Source organism: Thiofilum flexile DSM 14609, from assembly GCF_000380185.1.
Lineage (GTDB): Bacteria > Pseudomonadota > Gammaproteobacteria > Thiotrichales > Thiotrichaceae > Thiofilum > Thiofilum flexile.
On sequence record NZ_KB904778.1, the window covers coordinates 1 to 21,629 of the forward strand.

Sequence of the window (21,629 nt, forward strand, 5' to 3'; positions counted from 1 at the left end):
AGTTATCCTGATTTAAGGAAGCGCTATTGGGGACAGCATTTTTGGGCACGGGGTTATTTTTGTGCGACCTCAGGTGAGCTGACCGAGGAGATGATCAAGGCGTACTTAGAGCATCATTTTGAGCCAAGGATAGATGACAACTTTAAGACAGAAAACTAGACGGGTCTATTCGACCCGTATCCGGACTTTAGTCCTTGTCGCTAACCCTTCAGCTTTAGCTGATGGTTGTTAAGTTTCCATTTTTAGTCTCCACTTTAGCTAAGTAATCTTAACTATAAAAGTTATAATATTGGAGAGAAGCCTGTATATTGCCTTACTGAGGGGTGGCGAAACCCTAATACAATATCTGATCTAGTAACTCCAGCATCCACCAGTTCATTAGCAACCCCATATTCCGTACCATCATATTGAATCCAAATTTTATTATTAATCAATTGAATATGGATGACAGCACCTTGCAAATAGTCATCTCCACGCCAACCTACTTGCAATAAAACATAGTTGCCATGCTCATCATCAAAACTAACGCTAGACTTGATAACATCATCTGGAGAATCGTATTTGAGATACTCCAACAAAGTTTTTTTGATAATTTCTGGGTAACTCAATTCGGTAGCCATTGTGTAATAACCTCTCTTTCAGGATCAAACACCAAAACTTTAATAATATTACCATCTAATAATATTTGACCAATTTCAACAGAGAAAATAGTATTTGCTACCTTGTTGGTAACAGCTAGAAACAACTCTCGGTCAGGCTCAGTTTGCAACATGATTTGTTTATATAAGACATACTGTCCAATAGCCTGCTCCAAATCATTAACATCGGATACACCTGTAAAACTCTTAATCTCAACCACAATACGACGCATACCTTTTTCTGCACTAAGAAGCATCTCTGCACCCAAATCAGCGAATAGGCGTTTTTTACCAATGGTTAATTTATAGGGGTCATGTGTAATCGTCCAACCATCCTTAACCAAGGCATATTTGACCGTTTCATGGTAAATGTCTAAGCGGGGCATAACTAACCTTTGTAATAACCATCATGATATGGAACATAGCACAGACATTCATACAACGGTTATTTGCCAAGCCAATACGACCTTATTCCGCTTAGCATTACACCAGATAAATCCTAAAAACTACTCGACTGCGCCCATAGATTAATTCCGCCATCCTGAGCAATCTGCTCAATGGCTTGCAATACCTCTGCCTCAAAGACTAAATGATTGAGTGCTGCCACATTCTCATCTAATTGACTCACACTACTTGCTCCTACTAAGACCGACGTAATACGTCTATCACGCAATACCCACGCTAAGGCCATTTGTGCCAATGATTGCCCCCGTGCCGCTGCAATTTGATTCAGTGCTCGAACCATTGTCAAATTACGCTCATTGAGAAACTCATCCAAAAAGGAGGAGTTTTGCGTTGCCCGCGAGCCACTCGGCACACCCGCTAGATACTTATTAGTCAGCAATCCCTGAGCTAATGGCGAAAAGGCAATACAGCCCATACCCTCTTGCTCTAAAGTATCCAATAGCTCTTTCTCAATCCAACGATTGAGGAGGGAATAGGAGGGCTGATGAATTAAGCAAGGTGTTCCCAATTCACGTAAAATAGCCGCCGCTTCACGGGTTTTACTCGCTGAGTAAGAGGAAATACCTACATATAAGGCTTTGCCTTGGCGTACTGCACTATCCAGCGCTACCATCGTTTCTTCAATGGGTGTTTCGGGGTCAAAACGATGCGAATAAAAAATATCAACATAATCCAAGCCCATACGCTTCAGGCTTTGATCTAGGCTCGACAATAAGTATTTACGTGATCCTCCCTGACCATAAGGCCCCGGCCACATGTCATAGCCCGCTTTAGTAGAAATAATTAGCTCATCTCGATAAGGCGCAAAATCTTGGCGCAAAAAAGTACCGAATAGTTGTTCGGCTGCCCCCGGCGGTGGGCCATAGTTATTGGCTAAATCAAAATGGGTAATACCTAAATCAAAGGCACGACGCACAATAGTCCGTGCATTATCCACCGTGCCACTCGTACCGAAGTTATGCCATAAGCCAAATGAAATAGCGGGTAATTTTAAGCCACTGCGTCCACTACGTCGATAGAGCATTGTGTCATAACGCTGTGTATAAGGGGTATATAACATCACGAATCTCCTGCGGTCAGAAAAACCCAAGCGTAATGCAAATGGGCGTATAAGTTGATTAATTACTCAGTAGCGAATGGATTAAAGAGCGGCTCCAGATCAAGCAAGGATTCATGGTATACTAAAGGACTTCTTATCTGCTGTTAAACTGATATAGCTCTATGATACTCACAGCTCTCATTGCCGCATTGGAAGCGGCGTTTAATCGTTGGCTTAAACTGGATCCAGACGCCTTGCCACGCCTTGCGGCTCTACAAGGACATGTTATTGCCGTGCATGCTACAGGTCTAGACCTTAGCGTCTTTTTTATTCCTACCTCTCAGGGTGTCACCATTAGCATGGATTATCAAACCACGCCGGATGTGACTATTAGCGGCTCGGCGATGGCGCTATCTAAGCTCGCCTTAAGTGATGATATGAGTAAGACACTGCTGGAGTCTGGTGTCAAAATAACCGGCGACCTACGTACTGGGCAACGCTTCAGCACTATCCTACGTGAGGTCGATATTGACTGGGAAGAACTCTTGTCACACGCGGTTGGCGATATCGTGGCTCATCACATGGGGTCTGCTGCACGCTCCACTCAAGGCTGGCTGAAAGACACCGCACACGCGTTACGCCTCAATACCCAAGAATATTTACAAGAAGAAAGCCGGGTACTCGCCGCTGATGCCGAACTGCATGCTTATCTGGATGCGGTGGATAATCTACGCACCGATACCGATCGACTCGAAGCACGAGTTCAACGCTTAAAAACGAAGGCAGCCACAGAGTGATAGCACCGATTAAAAGCTTAAGACGTTTCTTACGTTTGTGGGTCATTGTGCGCGTCATGATCCAGCAGGGTTTAGATGAATTATTTTTTAGTATCCCCCTGCTACGTCCGGTCAGCTTTATCTATAGGCTGTTACCGTGGAATTGGGTGCAACCACAAAATCAAGCGCCTTTAGGTGTGAGGATTCGCGTCGCCCTAGAAGAGTTAGGCCCCGTATTTATTAAATTTGGGCAAATGCTCTCCACACGGCGCGATCTACTCCCCGACGAGATTGCTTTTGAACTCACCCGCCTACAAGACCGTGTTCCGCCCTTTTCTGGTGAAGAAGCCGCTCAGATTATTGAAACCGCCTATGGTCAAACATTAGAAAGTGTATTTAAAACCTTCGATAAACAAGCACTAGCCTCGGCCTCTATGGCTCAAGTCCATGCTGCAACCCTTTGGGATGGGCGCGAGGTAGTGGTGAAAGTATTACGCCCGAATCTGCTCAAAACTATTCAGCAAGATATTGCCGTGATGTATTTAATCGCCGGTTTAGTGCAGCGCTATTGGAGCGAAGGCAAACGCATGCACCCAGTAGAAATTGTGCATGAATATGAAAAAACGATTCTGGACGAACTGGACATGCAGCGCGAAGCGGCTAATGCGAGCCAATTAAGGCGCAATTTTGAAGGCTCGCCGAGTTTATATGTCCCTGCGGTTGATTGGCGCTATACCCGTGATACGGTCATGGTGATGGAGCGAATTTATGGGATTCCGGTGGGGGATATTGAGCAATTAAAAGCCCTGAATGTTAATTTCAAACGTCTTGCCGAGCGCGGCGTGGAAATCTTTTTCACTCAAGTATTTCGTAATAATTTTTTCCATGCGGATATGCACCCCGGCAATATTTTTGTGGATGCTACCAATCCTACCGATCCCCGTTATATCGCAGTCGATTTCGGTATTGTAGGTACGCTATCGAATGAAGATCAGCGTTATTTAGCTGAAAACTTTTACGCTTTTTTTAATCGTGACTATAAGCGCGTGGCGGAGCTACATGTAGAGTCCGGCTGGGTTCCGGCGGATACGCGGGTGGATGAATTAGAAGCCGCGATTCGGACAGTCTGCGAGCCGATCTTCCAGCAACCCTTAAAAGATATTTCCTTTGGTTATGTCTTACTGCGCTTATTCCAAACCGCACGCCGTTTTCATATGGAAGTACAACCCCAATTAGTATTGCTGCAAAAAACCTTATTAAATATCGAAGGGTTAGGTCGCCAGCTCTATCCCGACTTGGATCTATGGGTCACTGCCAAACCCTTTTTACAACGATGGATGGATGAGCAAGTAGGGATTCGCGCCTTATGGAAAGGGGTGAAGGTCAATGCGCCTAAGTTTTTAGAGCAACTCCCCTATATGCCCACCCTATTGCATGAGATCGCTCAGCAAACCGCCCAGCATAAACTCACCACCCGCTTTGAGTCCGAACAATTAGAATTATTACGCCTGCAATTACAATATCAACAACGCACCTTGCTATATGTGTTATTGGGCGGGGTATTATTAATTAGTGCCATGTTAGTACCGAATACATGGCAGCTAGTTTCGTGGTGGGGAATTTCTAGTCTGAGCTGGGGCTTAGGTGTGAGTGGTTTGGGACTGATGCTTTATAGCGCCACACAAAGATCAGCGGCAAATGCTCTATTGAAGCTGTGAATTATTGGCAAGACACCTTGTTGTACTAGCGAGGTGTCTTACCGATCCTATTAAGCAAACACACTCACTAAAAAGTAACTTCCGGCGAGTGCAATAATACCACCAGCGGCTCGTACAATTTTCACGCCGTGTGGCATACGAATCAGCTCGCCAAACGCAATACCCGCTAAATGCAGCAAACCTGTTGAGATCACAAAACCTACACTATAGGCTACTGGATTAGCCGCCTGTGGTAATTCTGTGCCGTGAGCATAGCCGTGGAAAATGGCAAACGCGGCGACGATGACAATTGCTATTGGTAAAGGGGGGTTAGTCCCCATTAGAATCATAATACCCAATACTATCGAGGAGACCGCGATCCCTATCTCAATACCCGGCATCGGAATACCTAATAAACCCAATACACCGCCAAAGGCCATCACAATTGGAAAGGTAATCGGTAACACCCAAATCGCAGGCTTACCCATAAATGCGCCTAAAATCCCCACCGCAACCATCGCGGTCACATGATCTAAGCCACTGATAGGATGCAAAAAGCCCGACATAAAACCAGAGCCATCACCTGCTCCAGAATGTGCCCATGCGAGTGACGGTAATACTAAGGTGAATAACACCACAATCAAACGTTGCAACAAAGCCATAAACAATCCTTGGTATGACAGAAAAAAGTCCTCGGATTTTAAAGCGGGTTTTAGCAAAATACCTACTGAAATTTCACACTAGAAATAGAATCAACCACCTCACAGGATTTATATGAAAGTTATTGACGGAAACTATAAAGGCAGCCAAGCGGTTATTATTACTTCACGCGCACATGGCACTGTTTTAGAAATTCGCGCACGTCTGTTGACTGAACATGGTTTCAAGCTCATGAATGATATTCGCTCGATGCGCTTAGTAGAGAAAAAAGAGGGCTATTCTTTCTTTCAATATGTGCTGATGATCGTACTAGCTATTACTATAGTGGGGCTGATTATTGCCATACCGATGTATTTATTTGGTAAAGGCACGACCTTTAAAGTAGAAGTCAAAACCAAATCGGGCGAGGAGTTTATTATACAAGGTGATAAAAAAGAGGAATGGAAACAGATCCAACCGTATGTGAATGGGAGTACTTAAGCAAAGTACCCCCTCCTTGCATCAGCCTGCGGTTTCGCGGGCTACTAGGGCATTAAAGCCTGCTAGTAGTTTGAGATAAATCGCCCCCGGACAAGTACCCATTTTACGCCCATCGATTTCACGGATAGGAATGAGTTTTGCACCCGTTCCGGTGAAAAAGCATTCATCCGCCGTGAAAAGGTCGTATGAAGTCAGTACCGTTTCAGAGGCTGGAATACCTAATTCTTTTGCGACCTCTAGCACGGTTCCACGTGTGACACCTTGTAAGGCACCTTCGGTTGCAGGCGGGGTATAAATAGCGCCGTCACGCACCACAAAAATATTCATGGCGGAGCCTTCGGTCACAAAACCACGCTCATTTAAAAGGATAGCCTCTTCTACACCGGCATAATTCGCTTCCATTTTAGCTTGAATCGCATTCAGATAATTCAGGCTTTTAATCCGTGGGTCTAAACGATCCGGAGTCATACGTCGCGTGGAGGCAATAATGGCGCGAATCCCACGATTCCGTTCCTCATCGCCGACCATTACTAATTTATCCGCAATAATAATTACCGCAGGTTTCGCACAGTTAGCAGGATTAATCCCTAATGCGCCAACGCCGCGTGTGATGAGTACCCGTAAATAACCATCTGCTAAGGGAAACGCCTTCAAAGTGGCATAAATCGCCTCTTCAAAGGCCGTGTCATCTAGGGGAATATCGAGCTGTAAAGCACGCGCCGAACGCTTCAGGCGAGCCATATGTAATGGCAAACGAAACACGCGTTTATTATAAAAACGAATGCCTTCAAAAATACCATCACCGTACAAAAAACCATGATCAAATACCGAAACCTTGGCTTGATGCGCTGGTATGACTTCACCATCGATCCAACATTGTGCTATTTCACTCATTATGCTCTTAGACCTATTGCTAAATTAAACATCAACCCACTCAGGGGCTATCACCGCTATCTTACCAAGAATCGCTAACCAGTACAGATTCAGAGTAATGGATATTTACTCAGTACAGCTTAGCGTATACTGTACCTGTACTCATTCTAATACGGGGCAACTGTATTGCCATGACACTTTATCATGAGATTGCTCATCAACTGACCCAGCGCATTCACAAAGGTATCTATCATCCGGGCATGCGTCTTCCCGGAGTGCGTCATTTAAGCACTCAATTTGGTGTGAGTATCTCCACCATTGTGCAAGCACAACGCCAATTAGAAAACAGTGGTTTATTAGAAGCACGCCCCCGTTCTGGCTATTATGTGAGTCATCAAGTCCCACTAAGACTGAAAATTCCTCACTCTTCGCGTCCTGAGTTAAAACCTATTGTGGTGACGGGTCAAGATTTAGTACTGCAATTAGCCCAAGCTGCCAATCATGAGGCGATTGCCCATTTAGGGGCTGCGGTTCCTGATGCTAGTTTTTTACCACTAGCGGCCTATCAACGTAGCCTCAGCTATACCGTGCGCCAACATGCTCGCCATGCTGCCAATTATGTCTTTCCCCCCGGTCTACCAGAGCTACAACATCAAATTGCTAAACGCATGTATCTGTATGGCAGTCAGGTTGATGCCAATGAAATCCTCATTACCAATGGCTGTCAGGAGGCTCTCACCCTAGCCCTACGTGCGGTCGCTCAACCTGGTGATACCATAGCGATTGAATCCCCCACCTTTTATGGCCTCTTACAAGTCATCGATGCGCTTGGTATGAAGGCCTTAGAAATTCCCACCGATCCACAAGAAGGGATTAGTATTCCCGCACTCACATTAGCGGTCGAGCAATGGCCGGTGAAAGCCTGTGTGGTGATTCCCAATTTTAGCAACCCTCTCGGTTGCTTACTGGCAGATGAGAAAAAGCGCCAATTAGTACAGCTCGCCCATAAGCATAATCTGGTATTAATCGAGGATGATATTTATGGCGATCTTGGTTTTAGTGGAGAGCGCCCTCGTAGCTTGCATAGCTTCGATCCACAGGGCAAAGTGATTTATTGCTCCTCCTTTTCTAAAACGATTTCACCCGGCCTACGGCTAGGTTGGATGGTTGCAGGTACTTATTTTCGTCAGGCGGAATACTTAAAATATATTGCTAATTTAGCTACCCCTACCCTGCAACAACTAGCGGTTGCGCATTACTTAGAGCAAAGCGGCTATGAGCGTTATTTACGCCAAGCGCAAAGTAATTACCAGCGCCAAGTGAGTTTATTTACGCATGCGATTAGTAAATACTTTCCCCCCAATACGCGGGTGACTCAACCTAAGGGCGGCTTTGTCTTATGGGTAGAATTAGACCCTAGAGTGGATGCACTCGTGCTGTGCCAGCAAGCCTTACAAGCTAAAATCAGTATAGTCCCCGGACAGATTTTCTCTGCTTCACTCAAGTACCAAAACTTTATTCGTCTCAATTGCGCTCATCCTTGGACAACACATCTAGAGCAGGTACTCGAACACTTAGGGCGACTGATTTACAAGTTTCTGTGACAGAGCCGTCGTCTGATCGATATCTAGACAAGCACTGTTAAATTTTGATCTTTGATTAATCCTTGCTTAATATCCCTATTGGTACTATATTGGTATTAAAATGGATGATGACAGCGAGGTGATCCCATGAAATATACCCTATTAGCGGCCGCTTTAATGTTGGCGGCTCCTAGCCTCTTCGCGCTTGAGACTGCCTGTGAACCCCTGATCAATGCTAGCAAAGCTAGAATGGCACAAGCGGCTTGGCATTCCCTTGCGGAAGGTGATGGCATCAAGCTAGAAGCGATTAAGGTGGACGGCAAGTTTTATATAAACCACGGCAAAAAATGGCAAAAATCTCCCATGGATTTAGATAAAGCGGAGCAAATCGCCATTGATTCCATACTAGATGGCAGCCTAAAAATCACCAATTGCAAAGAAGAAGGCACCGAAACGATAGCGGGTGTCGAAACCACCATACTAGGGTATGACTCTGAAGTGGAAGGCACCGATTTAGGCAAAGGCAGAGTCAAGATCTATTTGGGTAAAAAGGACGGCCTCCCCTATCAAACCACGTTTGATAATTCCAAGGCGACTTATCGTTATACCCAAGTAACAGCTCCCCGCCTTTAATAGTAATAGTCCGCAACTAGGAGTTCATGATCATGAAGTATCTAATCTCTACTGCTTTTATTGCCTTAGGCATGTTTAGCGCCCTCCACTCTAATGCTTGGGCTGCTGATTCCTCTACTTGTGAAGTATATGCCCGTAATGCTGTTGCCGCTAATGATCGTGCCGCACGTATGGGTTGTGGCTTTGCTAGCAGCAATGCGCGATGGCAATCAAATTATAATAGTCACTATGGCTGGTGCCTAAACGCTAGCTCCAGCGCGTTAGTATCAGAAGCGGCGGGGCGTGATAATGACCTACGTCCCTGCATGTCGTTATCCACCCGATGCGAAAGTTATGCAGAACAAGCAACGCGCCAGTTCGGACGCAGTCAACTCTTAAACTGTGGTTTTACCCCACAATCTAATCCAACTGGACGTTGGTCTAATGATCATAAAAGTCATTATGGCTGGTGTATGACAGCCAAACCGGAATGGCTTACTAGTGAAGCAAATGCCCGTAGCACAGCACTCTCACAGTGTTTCTCTCAATAATTATCAATTTCTCTCTTAATTCTTTAGGAGTAGCCTATGTTTGGCAGCAGGTTTCACACCCACTTACCCTCATACATGCATAGGCTATTTTTTTCACTAATGCTGATGAGTATCTTTTCTTCACCTATTCAAGCCGAAACGCATCCTGATATAGCAACACTAACTAACCTCTTTAATGCCTTACAAGCCGTTGAAAAAACTATTCCACGTGATAGCTTTGAGGCCAGTGCCGTTTTACCGAATACCGAACTAACCCCTGAATCATTAAATACTTGGGTACGTGAGAATACATGGCTTATTCCCTACAACGGTGCATTACGTGATGCACAAGGTGTGCTGATGGATCGAGTGGGTAATAGCTTAGATCGTGCCCTACTACTACAGACTATGTTACGTGAACTAGGCTATGATACACGCTTAGCTCAAAGTACTTTAACTGAAAAACAGGCAAAACAAGTATTTATTGAGCGTCGCCCTCTTCCTATTAATACTTTACCAACTAGTATCGAATCCCCCGAACAAATCGAAAAACTGATTAAAGAATTCCATCTAGATCCTACTCAACTAGCTAAAATCAAAGCTGAAACTGAAAAAACCCAACAGCAATTAAAAACCACACTACAAGAACGAGTAGAAAGGCAGACCTCAGAGTTATTGAAATTACTCGGAACACTTCCGAATCCACCCCCCGATGAGAGCTATAAAGCTCTGCAAGATCATTGGTGGGTACAATATCAGGAAAAAGATCAATGGTTTGATTTAGACCCTACCTTATCAGCAGAACTAGCCCAGCAGATTCACTCTACACCCTTAAAAATCCACGATATTAATAAACTCGACAAGTTATCACCTGAATTACTACATAGTGTTATAATTAAAGTTATTTTGGAGTGTTACAAAGACAAAAAAATAACAGAAAATATATTAACCCAAACACCTCCTATTTTACCAAGCGATGTACTTGGAAAACCTGTTAGCGTCAATCATATTGCAGTGAATTTACCAAATGACTTGAATGCTAGTGATTTAAATGCTTTCAAAGAAACATTACAAAAACAAGCACACTGGTTTCCTGTGATTACAGTAGCTGATCAACAATACTTCGATCAGGAATATACTCCTGATTGTGTTTTAAGTAAGGCAAAACCACCACAAACAGGTACCGCCATTGATAATAAAATAGAAGACATATTAGAAGAAGCATTTGATACACCTGATTTCCCCCAAAATACTCCTTCTGCTATTCCTGATAGCAATACCTTTATTACATCCATGTGGCTAGAATATGAAGTTCATACCCCGAATCAACCAAAACAAACCATTCATCGTCAGTTATTTGATTTAATCGGAGCTGCACAACGAGCGGTAGGTAAGATAGATAAGCAGCCAAATGAGGAGCAACAACTAACATGGCGTTTAGCATTATTGGGTGGTACAGATATTTTAGCTTACGGACATGGGGTTTCGGATGACTATTTATGGAAACTATCCAGCCAACATTTATCAAAAAATTACAACCCTATTTTACAGATATTAGAAAATATTGATGACTTGCAGATAATCAAGCAAGAAGCCAAAAAACTTAAGCCATTATCTATTTTACTCTATACTTTAGCTCATCTACGTAGTTACTCTCATCAAGCAACGTTCATTGATCAATTGAATATTATTAGCATCCATCGTCAACTAAAACATGAAAACACCAACCTCAAGCTATTAGAAGCCTTTGATATTGTAAAAAACAATAGTTTTGGCAAAATGCAAACCTTTAATAATCAAGTGAAACAAGGTGTCATTGACACTAATGCAGAAGCTTTACTATTACTAAACTGCCCAGCCATTCAAACAGAAAAATGTAGCGAAAGCATTAACACAGCTAAATTATGGGAATTAGCTAAAGCCCAGAATATCAAGTGGCAACTCATACGTACTCCTCAAGAACTCCACAAACTCAAAATATCTCCTGATATTACCCAACAAATGACTACACAACTTAAACAAGGTTATGTTGTTATTACTCCAGAAAAACCTATTCTAGTAAATGATAAAGTTATTACTAATTGGTGGGTTATTAATCCAAAAACTGGACATACCTTAGGGATTGGAGAAACAGGCTGGGGGACCGCAATGTCTGAATATATAAGTCTGCTAAACGTTGCAATAAGTAGCTCCTTTTGTATGGCTTTAGCAACGTCTTCTAGAGATATAGCCTTATGTACTGTAGCGATGGTATTAGGTTTTACTGGTACCACCATAGGTGCCGCCTACCAAACTGGAGCTGCCTTATTAAATCTAACTGGAACACTAGTCGTAGGTGCACCAGCAGTTGCAAAGAGTGTATCGCGTCGCTCTAAATAGGCATTTTTTATGTTGCATTATTACCTAAAAATTCTACATTTTATTTACCTGCTCTTCGGGTTTTTTAGCTGTATAGTATCAGCCAATATAACATTAGCAACCATAGCTCAACCGCTCAATACTCAACTTGCTACCAAAGGTACTCTATCTGTTGATGGCTCGATCACCCACTCCTTTGAGCTTAAAGAATCACAATATATTCGTGTACAAACTATTGGCTCAGAACTCACCTCACTGACCTACTACAATGATCAAGGACAAGCAGGAAAACAAAGTACTCAAGTTCCCTTACGTTTAGAACGCTTAGCTCTACCCGCAGGTAAACATTACCTCGAACTCAAAGGTTCAGGTCAATATATCTTAAAAGTGATTGAGCTAGGCGCTATTCCTGTTGGTATACCCTATGATAATGTGCCTCTTACTGCAACTCCTGAAACAAAATCTGTTATTACGTGTAATAGCGAACCTGAAAGCTCGACCACTACCCCATTGTTGGCTTTACCCAGTTGCTTACAAGGCACACTCAATAAGGATAACACCCAAGACCACTATACTTTTAAGATTACACAAGCACAGGCTAATCAAAGCCTTACGATCAATACGCAAATTACCAAAGGGCAATTCACCACTCTGACCCTCAAAAATGCTCAAGGCCAAACCCTACAAACTCGTAGCATTTCTGGTGAAGAGGCTGCAATACTTAGCCCTTTAATCTTAAGAGAGGGCGGCTATAACTTAAGCCTACAAAGCCTAGGTCAGGATACTGACTATAAAATCAAACTAGATTTAGATGCCCAACCCAAAGTAGGCTCTGAAACTGAACCTAATGACACGGCTGATAGTGCTGTTCCCTTAGCGGATGACTACTCGATTCAAGGCCATTGGCAAGGTGATGAACAAGATACTTATAGCTTTGATGTGAAAGGTGACCTACAGCTTTGGCGTATTGAAGTAGTAGGCAAAGGTGTGCAGCAGCTGCTCCAATATGATAATGCAGGGCAAGAAGTTTTTAATCGCAGCCGTACTAGGGGTGAAGCGATTCGTGCCAATAATCTTCTTTTACTACCTGGACGTAATATTATCGCCGTCAAAGGCAAAGACAGCGACTACAACCTCAAAGCAACTCCACTAGGGCCGCCTAATCAAAACGATCCTAGTCGTCCCACAGGTCTTATTGAACAAGAATCCAATGATACTGAAACCAAAGCTGAAGTATTACATTTCAATGAAACCCGCATTGGACTATTGGCTGAAAATGATGATTGGGATGTTTATTATTTTACTTTGCATAACGAAGAAGCCGTCACTCTCACAGCAATTGCTGGGACAAAAGGACGAATTAGCCGCTTAAAAATTGATAACTTACCTGAAATATCAGGGCAAATAGACCAACCTTTAGTCTGGACTCAAGCTTTAAGTGCAGGTGTCCATTATATTTATTTACAAGCTGATCCAGTGAGTGATACTCACTACCAACTCACCCTCACTCGCCCTGACGCTAAAGCTAATCCGAACTTCAGTCTTAAACTCAATACAGATACCAACACGTTGGCTGCTTTTTGGACTCAAGGCCAAAGTACCTCAGCACAACTCCTGCTCAGTAACCTGTCCAACCAAACACAGACCATCAAGCTCAAGACATTCACCAGCCATGCCAAAGTCTTAGCGATACTTGAAAAAACTCAAGTGGAGTTAGAACCTAATAGTACACAAACTCTACCCATTACCTTAAGCGCTACATCAGACTTAAGTGCAGATGATCCAATACGTTTAACTGTGCAGGCTCAAGACTCAAACCAACAAGTGACTGCTGATGCCCACTTAGATTACTCGGTTACCTGCAATGCCCCCCCTGTGAATCCCCATTATGTCGCCCCATTACCCCAAACATTATTAGGGGGATTTAATCTAGCTGCGAATGTTTGGGGTACTAAGATCGTACAAACTAGTGGTAATAATAGTGACAAGCTCATCGATGGGATAACCGCCCCAGTGAGTACTTGGCAAGCTAAACCCAAAGACAGCATTATTCTTGAATTACCGCAAAGCTCCCATATTAATGGCTTTATCCTTAATCCTATTGGCAATAGCATTACTGAACAACGCTTAAAAACATTTAAAGTGTCTAGCTCAGAAGATGGAAGTAATTTTACATCTATATTGGAAGGGATATTGAGTACGGTAACCCAAGAACAAGCCTTTGTTTTGCCTAACCCTATTAAAGCACGTTTTGTACAATTAACTATCTTAACTAACTATGGTAATACTGACGATATTCGTTTAGGGGAATTTAAAGTTATTGGCTCTCCAACAAATATCATCAAATCGAATCTTAATATTGCTGATCCAGTGTTTGGGGGATATTTAGTAATGTCTGATCCCTTACAAATAGATGCTTATCGACTACTTAAAGCAGATCAACAGGCACCTTTGATCAAACTTGATAAAAAGCAGAGTAGTGCATCGTGGATAGTTGGTTTTCAACATAACCGTGCCGCACAAATTGAGCGTGTACAATGGATTAAGCCTCCTACTTCTACTACTGCTCTTGAACTCACTCGGCTCACCGTTGAGATCAGTACCGAAAGCCCCATAGGTCCTTGGTATATACTGGGGGAGTGGTCACTAGAGCAGGAATTTATACTGCCTAAATCCACTTGGGCACGATTTGTACGATTTACAGCTCATCATTTAAAAACAGATAGTACTTATGAATTAGCAGCTATATTAAGCATTATTGAACACCCTGTGGATAAGGATTACTACTCAATTTTAGGGGAGTGGGGTGAAAATGAACGTCAGGCTAGTTTTGAATACAGGGCTTTACCTACCACCACTATCAATATTAATGAACAAGATGCAAATGAACATTCCAGCGAAGCCACTCCATTAAGTCCAAATCACCCTATTAATAACCAAGTTATGGTGCAAAAAGATGTGGATTGGTATCAATTTAGACTAAATGAACCGCGCAAAGTCATACTGGAGCTTTTCAATCAACCTTATTTAGGCGCTGATGCAGTACTCTATTCTGCTCAAAAAGAACCCGTTTTAGTAAATCGTGAAAGTAATACTCAAAGGCTGAAGCTATCTGCAACATTAGAAGCGGGTGAATACTTATTAAACGTAAGTGAGCCGCCTCATGCTGTCGTATTTACATGGGATAATAGTGGCAGCATGACAACCTATACCAATGTAATATTTCACTCTATTACTCGCTTTGCTCAAGCGGTGAATCCAAATGTGGAAATAGTACAGCTCCTACCTTTTGCGGCTGAAGGAGTCGGCAGAACACTGCTTAAAGAATGGTCTAGTGAATCCAGTACTTTATTGAGTGCTCTAAATAATTACAATCGCTCTGATAGCTCCAGTGATAGTGAAGGTGCATTATTGAGTGCTAATAAGTTACTAGCTACTCATCAAGGTAGACGTACAGTTTTATTGATCACTGATGCCGAAAGTAATGGCTACCCTCTTACACCCGAACTGTGGCAAAGCTTCAATCTGGTAAGGCCGAGTATTTATAGTTTACAAGTAAATTCAAATGACCAACTTTATCCTCAAGACCTATTGCAAAGCTGGGCTGATGTGAATGGTGGGTATTATAGTCTTACTCGCAGTCAAACAGATCTAGCTTTAGGTTTTAGTCGCGCTAGCTGCCAATTGCGTCGGGCAGCTCCTTATACACTGACTTTAAAGCTTGAAGAACCCAAAACCGAATTTGGTTTTTTATCGATTAACAATACCCCTATTTCAAACGCTACCCCTAAAGCTATTGACACTCCCATAAAATCAACTCCGGCTATTGAGATCATTTTAGATGCCTCTGGCAGTATGTTGGAAAAAGTAGGCAATAAAACTAAAATGGCCATTGCAAAAAATGTATTAACTGATTTGATACAAAATACCTTACCACATCAAGTCCCATTTGCTTTACGCGTTTATGGGCATAAGGAAGCAGGCTGCCGTACAGATTTAGACATTCCATTACAGCCTTTAGATCGCAGCAAAGCACAAGCGGTGATTAAAGCTATCAAACCACAATTGAAAGGAAAAACACCGTTAGCGGACTCAATTTTACAAGCTGCTCAGGATTTGCAGGGCCATGATAAAGCAACGCTTATTCTACTAACTGATGGTAAAGAATCGTGTGGTGGTAAAGTCGAACAAGCCATTCAACGCCTACGAACCAATAATATTGACGTGAAGCTCTCTATTATTGGTTTGGGAATTGATGAGGCCAAAGTAAAACAAGAATTTCGAGCTTGGGCTAAATCAGGGGGGGGAGTATTTTTGGAAGCTAAAGATGCGAAAGAATTAAAATCGGTGATTACCGAAGTAGTCAGTATCAGATTTGAAGTTATACAAGGTAATGAAATAGTAGCCAGTGGAACTGTAGGCAGCAGTAAAATCTCATTGCCTATAGGCATCTACAATATTCGCTACTCAAGTGGTGAAATGGTGAAGGATATAGTTATTACTAAGGATCAAGTCATGCAGCTTAATTATCACTATGAGAATTAGAATGGACCACTCGGATCATGTGAATAATGTGGTCCTATAGTCTCCACATAATCCTCAAGCTTAGTGCCAAAATTGAATATACCACCTAAGCCTTAGGCGCTTGGGTCAATAGCGGCGGATGATAACTATTAGCTTGCTCCTCATCACTTTGACTCCCCTTCGCTAATAAGCGTCCGGGGGTATCACCAAACATTTGCTGCAAGATCAGGGTTGAAGTTTGCTGAATCGATTCACGGCTCAGGCTACGTGGAGCAAACAAAAACTGCTGCACAAACTCCTGCTGGGTAAAGAGCAAATCCTCACCTTGCGGTTGAAAGGGGGTATTAATACTCACCCGCGCAATCCGCCCTACATTCACCCCGCGCCCATCATTCAGAATCAACATATGCGGGCATAATTGCCGATAGGGATCAGGCTCTGGATAATCAATGACAGCTAATAAAATCAAAGGCTGATCGGAAAATTTAACACCTGCATTGATCTCACCTGCTGCTATTTCAACTACATAAATAGCTTGCCCTATCACTGCTTTTAAACGCTCTATGGCTAGATAGTAATCACGAGGGGACCATAATTCATCATATTCTGGCGAATTATCCATCAAAACATCCTTGAGCCTCTTTATTTTGGATCAATTATTATTCAATTCGCAGCAAGCCTAAAATGTTTATGATACAACACTACCGCTCTTGACTGCGAGCAAGCGATAACTACAGAGCATATCATTTCAACATCCCATAGCTTATGGTGCTCGCTCAGTGTACCTTTTTTTCAGGTGATGCTTATGACACAGGATGCACGGTTTATACAACTAACTGCGTGGATTCATTCCCTTCCTCAATGGGAAACGGCCTTGATTAGCCCCGCCTCGGCGGATGCGAGCTTTCGGCGTTACTTTCGCGCGACTACCGCGCAACAAACCGCCATTATTATGGATGCACCCCCTGATAAAATCAGCCTCACGCCCTTTTTAGATGTCACAACACGTCTACATCAGGCTGAGGTCAGAGTGCCACATATTTATGCTCAAAATAATCTAGAAGGGTTTTTGCTCCTAGAAGACTTTGGCAATACGGTATGTTTAGAACAATTATCCCCCGCTAATGCTGACCAGCTTTATACCACCGCAATGGAAAGCATATTGCGCTTACAACAAGCAGATCATAATCAGCTCGCGGAATACACGCCTGAATTTCTCATGATGGAACTCAATCTCATGCCCGAATGGTTTTTAAAACGCCATTTAGGTTTAGCCGATCATGAGACTCCACACGCTTTGCTACAAAGCACGTTTGACGCCTTAGTCGAATCGGCACGCGAACAGCCATTTTGTTTTATTCATCGTGATTATCACTCGCGCAATCTCATGTTATTGCCGAATGACGAAATCGGGATTATTGACTATCAAGATGCGTTTTTTGGTCCCATCACTTATGACCTCGTTTCGCTATTGCGCGATTGTTATATTAGCTGGCCTGAACATCGGATACAGCGCTGGGCTTTAACTTTCCATAAGCAAGCGATTGCAGCGGGTAATATGCCGCCGGTGGATGAAATTACTTTTATGCGGTGGTTTGATCTCATGGGCTTACAACGTCATATTAAAGTATTGGGTATCTTCTGCCGCTTGTATTATCGTGATGGCAAATCTCAATATCTGGCTGATTTAGCGCGAGTATTGCTTTATGTGATGGAAGTAGGTGAGCGCCATTCTGAAACTCGCGCTCTAGTCGCATGGTTAGAGAAAATGGATATACCTGAGCGCATTGGCATGATTGAATTAGCAGCTTAAGAGATAATGATAATGAAAGCGATGATCCTTGCCGCTGGACTCGGCACTCGTATGCGTCCACTCACTAACTATACCCCAAAACCGTTATTATTAGTGGGTCATAAGCCTTTGATCGAATGGCAGATTGATAAATTAGTAGCGGCGGGTATTCGCGAAATTGTGATTAATATTGCGCATTTAGGCTGGCAAATTCCTGAAGCGTTAGGTAGTGGTGATCGCTGGAATATTCAGATTCGCTACTCAGATGAACAACGTGAGGGAGCCTTAGAAACCGCAGGCGGTATTATCAAGGCACTACCACTCTTAGGTACACAACCCTTCTTAGTTATCAATGGCGATATTTGGTGTGATCTTGACTATAGCACTTTAAGCCTAAATGCTGATGATTTAGCGCAATTAGTTCTGGTGCCTAATCCATCCCATCACCCTAATGGTGACTTTGCGTTAAGTGAGGGGCGAGTACGTGCCGAAGGAGCGCCCCCTTTGTATACTTTTAGCGGTATTGGTCTGTATAGCCCCAAATTATTCAGTAATTTGCCCACAGGTAAGCGTCCGCTTGCGCCTTTATTACGCGCCGCAATGGCACAAAAACGGGTCGGGGGACAGCTCTATAAGGGGGATTGGCGCGATATTGGTACACCCGAACGCCTACATCAATTAGATGATGAACTTGTCGCCAGTGCTTAATGCTTATTGGCAATCATGAACTAGTCTTGTTATAACGCTCTTAATCAATCGTAGAGGAGCGTTGTTGTGGCACACTATCAAGCATTAGGTAATGGTATTTATTGCATTGAAACAGGCCTTTATCGGGACGGTTTAGCAGCCTGTTATTTAATCACTGAGGGCAATGCTGCCGCCTTTATTGATACCGGCACTTATTACACCATCCCTTACCTGCTTCAGGTACTAGAAGAGTTAGGTCTTACCCCTGATCAAGTGCAATATGTCATTCCTACCCATGTGCATCTTGATCATGGTGGGGGTGCGGGTGAACTGATGGCACACTGTCCTAATGCTACCTTGATTACCCATAGCAAAGGGATACCTCATATGATTGATCCCTCTAAGCTCCAAGCGGGATCGAGTGCCGTGTATGGTGCAGAAGCTTTTGCTAAAGACTACGGTAAGCTCGTTCCTATTCCCGCCGAGCGTACACGAGCGGCTGTCGACGGAGAGACCATTAGCCTCAATGGTCGCCAACTCTTACTTCTAGACACCCCCGGACATGCCAATCATCATATTTGTATTTTTGATACCCAGACCCAAATGGGTTTTACGGGTGATACCTTTGGCATTTCTTACCGAGCCTTTGATACTGCTCAAGGTGTATGGCTCTTTGCTCCTACCACTCCGGTGGCTTTTGACCCGCCAGCATGGCAACACAGCATTGATAAGCTGATGGCTTTAAACCCTAAGGCGATGCATCTCACCCACTATAATCGAGTCACCGAGGTAGAGCGTTTATCTCACAGCCTACGCCAAAGCATTCACGATCTCAGCCAAATTGCCCGTAATGCCTATGAAATAGAACCCGATAGTCAGCAACGCCAGCAGCTTATGCAAGAACAGATTCGTACTCTATGGCTCAATCAATTACGTGAACATGGCTGCACGCTCAGTACAGAAACCTGTCTAGAACTGCTAGCCGTTGATCTTGACCTGAATGTACAAGGTCTAGAGGTTTGGTTACAACGCTTAGCTAAAAAAGCAGCATAAGGAATTAATAAAATGAAGTTAGGTACTTGCCTCTATGAGTGTGAAAGTTATGTTTTTATCGATGTGGGTACACATTTACTGTTACCCGGTTTAGACGAAAATGATCAAGAACTGGCTTGGTTTGATATGAATATCCTCATCACCGATTATGAGGAATTAAAGCCCAAGCTAGAGCGCATTATTGAGCTGGATGACCCCGCTTTAGAGATTGATTATGAAGATGTCACTTATCAAGCTCCCAATCCACACCCCAATCAAAATGTGATGTGTTTGGGGTTAAATTATTTAGAACATGCTGAGGAAAGCGCTCAAACCGTTAATAAAGTTGGCAAAGCGCCTGAATACCCAATTATTTTTACTAAAGCCGTAAGTAGCATTACTGGGCATAATTGTGATTTCCCTTTTGATCCAGAGACCTGTGCGGAGTTAGATTGGGAGGTTGAGTTAGCCGTTATTATTGGTAAAGAAGGCCGTAAGATTAGCCGCGAGCAAGCCTATGATTATGTCTTTGGTTATACCATCTTAAATGATTTAAGTGCCCGTGATATTCAGCGCAACCATAAACAATTTTTCCTTGGCAAAAGCTTAGATGGTGCTTGTCCAATGGGGCCTTATATTGTGACTAAAGATGAAATGCCTAATCCGCATCATTTAAAAATTAGTTGCCGTGTCAATGGCGTAATTAAACAAGATGCTAATACGGGGCAGATGATCTTTGATATTCCCACCCTCATTGAAACCATTTCACGCACCCAAACACTCCATCCCGGAGACATTATTGCCACGGGCACACCGAGTGGAGTGGGCTTTGCGCGTACTCCACCAGAGTTTTTAAAACCGGATGATGAGGTGGAGTGTGAAATTGAAGGGATTGGAGTATTAAACACAAAAATTCAGTAAAAATGTATACATCCTCTGTGATTATGTTTATCGCCTTATACGGATGAATGGGCTATCTTCAGTTATCGTTCATAGACATTTCATAGAGGAGTTTTCCATGCGCGAGAAAATTAATTTTCCTAATAGTAATAATGCGGCTATCACTCTCTCGGCTTTTATCAATTTCCCCGATGGTTTTGACTCGAAAAAAACCTATCCTGCGATTGTAGTCACTCACCCCGGTGGTGGCGTGAAGGAACAAACAGCCGGTTTATATGCTGAGAAATTGGCTAAAGCCGGTTTTATTGCTATCGCTACCGATGCGTCTTATCAAGGCGAAAGTACGGGCGAGCCACGCCAATTAGAAAATCCTTATATCCGTACCGAAGATATTAGTGCGGTCATTGATTACTTAACCCAAGTTGCGTGAGCTAAAGAAAAATCCATGAGGATCGTTTAAAGTCTATCGACGAAAACAAACCCTTTAAACGAGAACGCCTCATGGAAGAAACGATCATAGCGCTCTATTGTGTCTGTGACGACCTTTTAAAGAGCCTAAAGCGCTGCGAAGAACCCAGCCGTATGAGTGATGCAGAGGTCATCACGAGTGTAGTCGTCAGTGCCCTGTACTTTTCGGGTCATCAAGACAAGGGNTGNGAGTTTCTNAAGGCGCATGGCTATATTCCNCANATGCTGAGCAAAAGCCGCTTTAACCGACGTGTCCATCATTTGTCGGGNGTGATCAGGCAATTATTTCAATACCTAGGACGGTATTGGCGTGACCATAACCCCTCCNNNCTNTATGTGGTGGATAGTTTCCCGGTAGCCGTGTGTGACAANNAGCGCATTCNGCNGTGNCNNCGNTTCCAAGGAGAAGCGTGGCGGGGGTATCAAGCGAGTAAGCGTCGCTATTTTTATGGCTTGAAGATCCATTTACTAGTGACCGAGGCCGGACAGCCTGTGGAATGCTTCTTTACCGAAGG

The 21,629-nt window shown here is 43.3% G+C and carries 20 protein-coding genes and 1 pseudogene; 15 read left to right on the forward strand and 6 right to left on the reverse strand.

The features are described 5' to 3' along the window. The coding region (locus A3IK_RS20415; RefSeq protein ID WP_020560200.1) for a transposase at window positions 1–159 on the forward strand (159 nt) is incomplete at its 5' end. A 122-nt stretch (window positions 160–281) separates the two neighbouring features. On the opposite strand, the gene A3IK_RS0111865 is transcribed toward A3IK_RS20415, so the two are convergent. From A3IK_RS0111865 to mgrA, 3 genes are all read right to left on the reverse strand, one after another. Further along, a complete protein-coding gene (locus A3IK_RS0111865; protein ID WP_020560201.1) occupies window positions 282–620 on the reverse strand; it encodes a XisI protein in 339 nt (112 codons plus the stop codon). Continuing rightward, on the reverse strand, window positions 605–1,024 hold the full coding sequence (locus A3IK_RS0111870; protein WP_020560202.1) for an element excision factor XisH family protein: 420 nt from the start codon (window positions 1,022–1,024) through the stop codon (window positions 605–607). Before A3IK_RS0111870 ends, A3IK_RS0111865 begins: the two co-directional genes overlap by 16 nt. A gap of 113 nt (window positions 1,025–1,137) precedes the next feature. Next, window positions 1,138–2,163, reverse strand: coding sequence for an L-glyceraldehyde 3-phosphate reductase (gene mgrA / locus A3IK_RS0111875; RefSeq protein ID WP_020560203.1), 1,026 nt, complete (start codon window positions 2,161–2,163; stop codon window positions 1,138–1,140). 161 nt (window positions 2,164–2,324) lie between these two features. On the opposite strand from mgrA, the gene A3IK_RS0111880 reads away from it, so the two are divergent. Both A3IK_RS0111880 and ubiB read left to right on the forward strand, forming a co-directional pair. Further along, window positions 2,325–2,939: a ubiquinone biosynthesis accessory factor UbiJ gene (locus A3IK_RS0111880; RefSeq protein WP_020560204.1), complete on the forward strand. Its 615-nt coding sequence runs from the start codon at window positions 2,325–2,327 to the stop codon at window positions 2,937–2,939. Beyond that, a complete protein-coding gene (gene ubiB, locus A3IK_RS0111885) occupies window positions 2,936–4,636 on the forward strand; it encodes a ubiquinone biosynthesis regulatory protein kinase UbiB (RefSeq protein WP_020560205.1) in 1,701 nt (566 codons plus the stop codon). The genes A3IK_RS0111880 and ubiB overlap by 4 nt, the downstream gene beginning before the upstream one ends. 50 nt (window positions 4,637–4,686) lie before the next feature. Here ubiB and A3IK_RS0111890 read toward each other — a convergent pair whose 3' ends face one another. Further along, window positions 4,687–5,277: a HupE/UreJ family protein gene (locus tag A3IK_RS0111890; protein ID WP_020560206.1), complete on the reverse strand. Its 591-nt coding sequence runs from the start codon at window positions 5,275–5,277 to the stop codon at window positions 4,687–4,689. Window positions 5,278–5,389: 112 nt separating this feature from the next. Here A3IK_RS0111890 and A3IK_RS0111895 point away from each other — a divergent pair, with 112 nt between their 5' ends. Beyond that, entirely contained in the window at window positions 5,390–5,755 is a 366-nt protein-coding gene (locus tag A3IK_RS0111895; protein WP_020560207.1) for a hypothetical protein, read from the forward strand. 21 nt (window positions 5,756–5,776) lie between these two features. Here A3IK_RS0111895 and ilvE read toward each other — a convergent pair whose 3' ends face one another. Continuing rightward, window positions 5,777–6,649 carry a branched-chain-amino-acid transaminase gene (gene ilvE, locus A3IK_RS0111900; protein ID WP_020560208.1) on the reverse strand — a complete coding sequence of 291 codons (873 nt, stop codon included), beginning with the start codon at window positions 6,647–6,649 and terminating at the stop codon, window positions 5,777–5,779. 170 nt (window positions 6,650–6,819) lie between these two features. Between ilvE and A3IK_RS0111905 the strand changes: the two genes are divergently transcribed. From A3IK_RS0111905 to A3IK_RS0111925, 5 genes are all read left to right on the forward strand, one after another. Beyond that, the gene (locus tag A3IK_RS0111905) at window positions 6,820–8,232 is read left to right on the forward strand and encodes an aminotransferase-like domain-containing protein (RefSeq protein ID WP_020560209.1); all 1,413 of its coding nucleotides are present in this window, start codon (window positions 6,820–6,822) and stop codon (window positions 8,230–8,232) included. Window positions 8,233–8,358: 126 nt separating this feature from the next. Then, entirely contained in the window at window positions 8,359–8,844 is a 486-nt protein-coding gene (locus tag A3IK_RS0111910) for a hypothetical protein (RefSeq protein ID WP_020560210.1), read from the forward strand. Between the two features lie 32 nt (window positions 8,845–8,876). Next, window positions 8,877–9,374: a hypothetical protein gene (locus A3IK_RS0111915; protein WP_020560211.1), complete on the forward strand. Its 498-nt coding sequence runs from the start codon at window positions 8,877–8,879 to the stop codon at window positions 9,372–9,374. 99 nt (window positions 9,375–9,473) lie between these two features. Further along, window positions 9,474–11,732 (forward strand): transglutaminase domain-containing protein, encoded by a 2,259-nt coding sequence (locus tag A3IK_RS0111920; RefSeq protein WP_020560212.1) that lies wholly within the window; start codon window positions 9,474–9,476, stop codon window positions 11,730–11,732. Window positions 11,733–11,741: 9 nt separating this feature from the next. Beyond that, window positions 11,742–16,256 carry a VWA domain-containing protein gene (locus A3IK_RS0111925; protein WP_020560213.1) on the forward strand — a complete coding sequence of 1,505 codons (4,515 nt, stop codon included), beginning with the start codon at window positions 11,742–11,744 and terminating at the stop codon, window positions 16,254–16,256. A gap of 85 nt (window positions 16,257–16,341) precedes the next feature. On the opposite strand, the gene A3IK_RS0111930 is transcribed toward A3IK_RS0111925, so the two are convergent. Further along, entirely contained in the window at window positions 16,342–16,857 is a 516-nt protein-coding gene (locus A3IK_RS0111930) for a hypothetical protein (RefSeq protein WP_020560214.1), read from the reverse strand. A 183-nt stretch (window positions 16,858–17,040) separates the two neighbouring features. On the opposite strand from A3IK_RS0111930, the gene A3IK_RS0111935 reads away from it, so the two are divergent. The 6 genes and pseudogenes from A3IK_RS0111935 to A3IK_RS21905 form a co-directional block, all read left to right on the forward strand. Further along, window positions 17,041–18,048, forward strand: a complete 1,008-nt coding sequence (locus A3IK_RS0111935) for an aminoglycoside phosphotransferase family protein (RefSeq protein ID WP_020560215.1) — start codon at window positions 17,041–17,043, stop codon at window positions 18,046–18,048. 12 nt (window positions 18,049–18,060) lie between these two features. After that, complete coding sequence (gene murU / locus A3IK_RS0111940; protein ID WP_020560216.1) at window positions 18,061–18,735, forward strand: N-acetylmuramate alpha-1-phosphate uridylyltransferase MurU; 675 nt, start codon at window positions 18,061–18,063, stop codon at window positions 18,733–18,735. Between the two features lie 66 nt (window positions 18,736–18,801). Continuing rightward, window positions 18,802–19,767 (forward strand): MBL fold metallo-hydrolase, encoded by a 966-nt coding sequence (locus tag A3IK_RS0111945; RefSeq protein WP_020560217.1) that lies wholly within the window; start codon window positions 18,802–18,804, stop codon window positions 19,765–19,767. A 12-nt stretch (window positions 19,768–19,779) separates the two neighbouring features. Continuing rightward, on the forward strand, window positions 19,780–20,667 hold the full coding sequence (locus A3IK_RS0111950; protein WP_020560218.1) for a fumarylacetoacetate hydrolase family protein: 888 nt from the start codon (window positions 19,780–19,782) through the stop codon (window positions 20,665–20,667). Window positions 20,668–20,764: 97 nt separating this feature from the next. Further along, the gene (locus tag A3IK_RS0111955) at window positions 20,765–21,076 is read left to right on the forward strand and encodes an alpha/beta hydrolase (protein ID WP_020560219.1); all 312 of its coding nucleotides are present in this window, start codon (window positions 20,765–20,767) and stop codon (window positions 21,074–21,076) included. A gap of 260 nt (window positions 21,077–21,336) precedes the next feature. Continuing rightward, window positions 21,337–21,629: pseudogene (locus tag A3IK_RS21905) on the forward strand (transposase); the annotation flags it as partial.

What these genes read in the sequence shown, in the direction of transcription:
- A3IK_RS0111865 (WP_020560201.1), bottom strand. Translation starts at nt 620, where the DNA reads ATGGCTACCGAATTGAGTTACCCAGAAATTATCAAAAAAACTTTGTTG.
- A3IK_RS0111870 (WP_020560202.1), bottom strand. Translation starts at nt 1,024, where the DNA reads ATGCCCCGCTTAGACATTTACCATGAAACGGTCAAATATGCCTTGGTT.
- mgrA (WP_020560203.1), bottom strand. Translation starts at nt 2,163, where the DNA reads ATGTTATATACCCCTTATACACAGCGTTATGACACAATGCTCTATCGA.
- A3IK_RS0111880 (WP_020560204.1), top strand. Translation starts at nt 2,325, where the DNA reads ATGATACTCACAGCTCTCATTGCCGCATTGGAAGCGGCGTTTAATCGT.
- A3IK_RS0111890 (WP_020560206.1), bottom strand. Translation starts at nt 5,277, where the DNA reads ATGGCTTTGTTGCAACGTTTGATTGTGGTGTTATTCACCTTAGTATTA.
- A3IK_RS0111895 (WP_020560207.1), top strand. Translation starts at nt 5,390, where the DNA reads ATGAAAGTTATTGACGGAAACTATAAAGGCAGCCAAGCGGTTATTATT.
- ilvE (WP_020560208.1), bottom strand. Translation starts at nt 6,649, where the DNA reads ATGAGTGAAATAGCACAATGTTGGATCGATGGTGAAGTCATACCAGCG.
- A3IK_RS0111905 (WP_020560209.1), top strand. Translation starts at nt 6,820, where the DNA reads ATGACACTTTATCATGAGATTGCTCATCAACTGACCCAGCGCATTCAC.
- A3IK_RS0111910 (WP_020560210.1), top strand. Translation starts at nt 8,359, where the DNA reads ATGAAATATACCCTATTAGCGGCCGCTTTAATGTTGGCGGCTCCTAGC.
- A3IK_RS0111915 (WP_020560211.1), top strand. Translation starts at nt 8,877, where the DNA reads ATGAAGTATCTAATCTCTACTGCTTTTATTGCCTTAGGCATGTTTAGC.
- A3IK_RS0111920 (WP_020560212.1), top strand. Translation starts at nt 9,474, where the DNA reads ATGCTGATGAGTATCTTTTCTTCACCTATTCAAGCCGAAACGCATCCT.
- A3IK_RS0111925 (WP_020560213.1), top strand. Translation starts at nt 11,742, where the DNA reads ATGTTGCATTATTACCTAAAAATTCTACATTTTATTTACCTGCTCTTC.
- A3IK_RS0111930 (WP_020560214.1), bottom strand. Translation starts at nt 16,857, where the DNA reads ATGGATAATTCGCCAGAATATGATGAATTATGGTCCCCTCGTGATTAC.
- A3IK_RS0111935 (WP_020560215.1), top strand. Translation starts at nt 17,041, where the DNA reads ATGACACAGGATGCACGGTTTATACAACTAACTGCGTGGATTCATTCC.
- murU (WP_020560216.1), top strand. Translation starts at nt 18,061, where the DNA reads ATGAAAGCGATGATCCTTGCCGCTGGACTCGGCACTCGTATGCGTCCA.
- A3IK_RS0111950 (WP_020560218.1), top strand. Translation starts at nt 19,780, where the DNA reads ATGAAGTTAGGTACTTGCCTCTATGAGTGTGAAAGTTATGTTTTTATC.
- A3IK_RS0111955 (WP_020560219.1), top strand. Translation starts at nt 20,765, where the DNA reads ATGCGCGAGAAAATTAATTTTCCTAATAGTAATAATGCGGCTATCACT.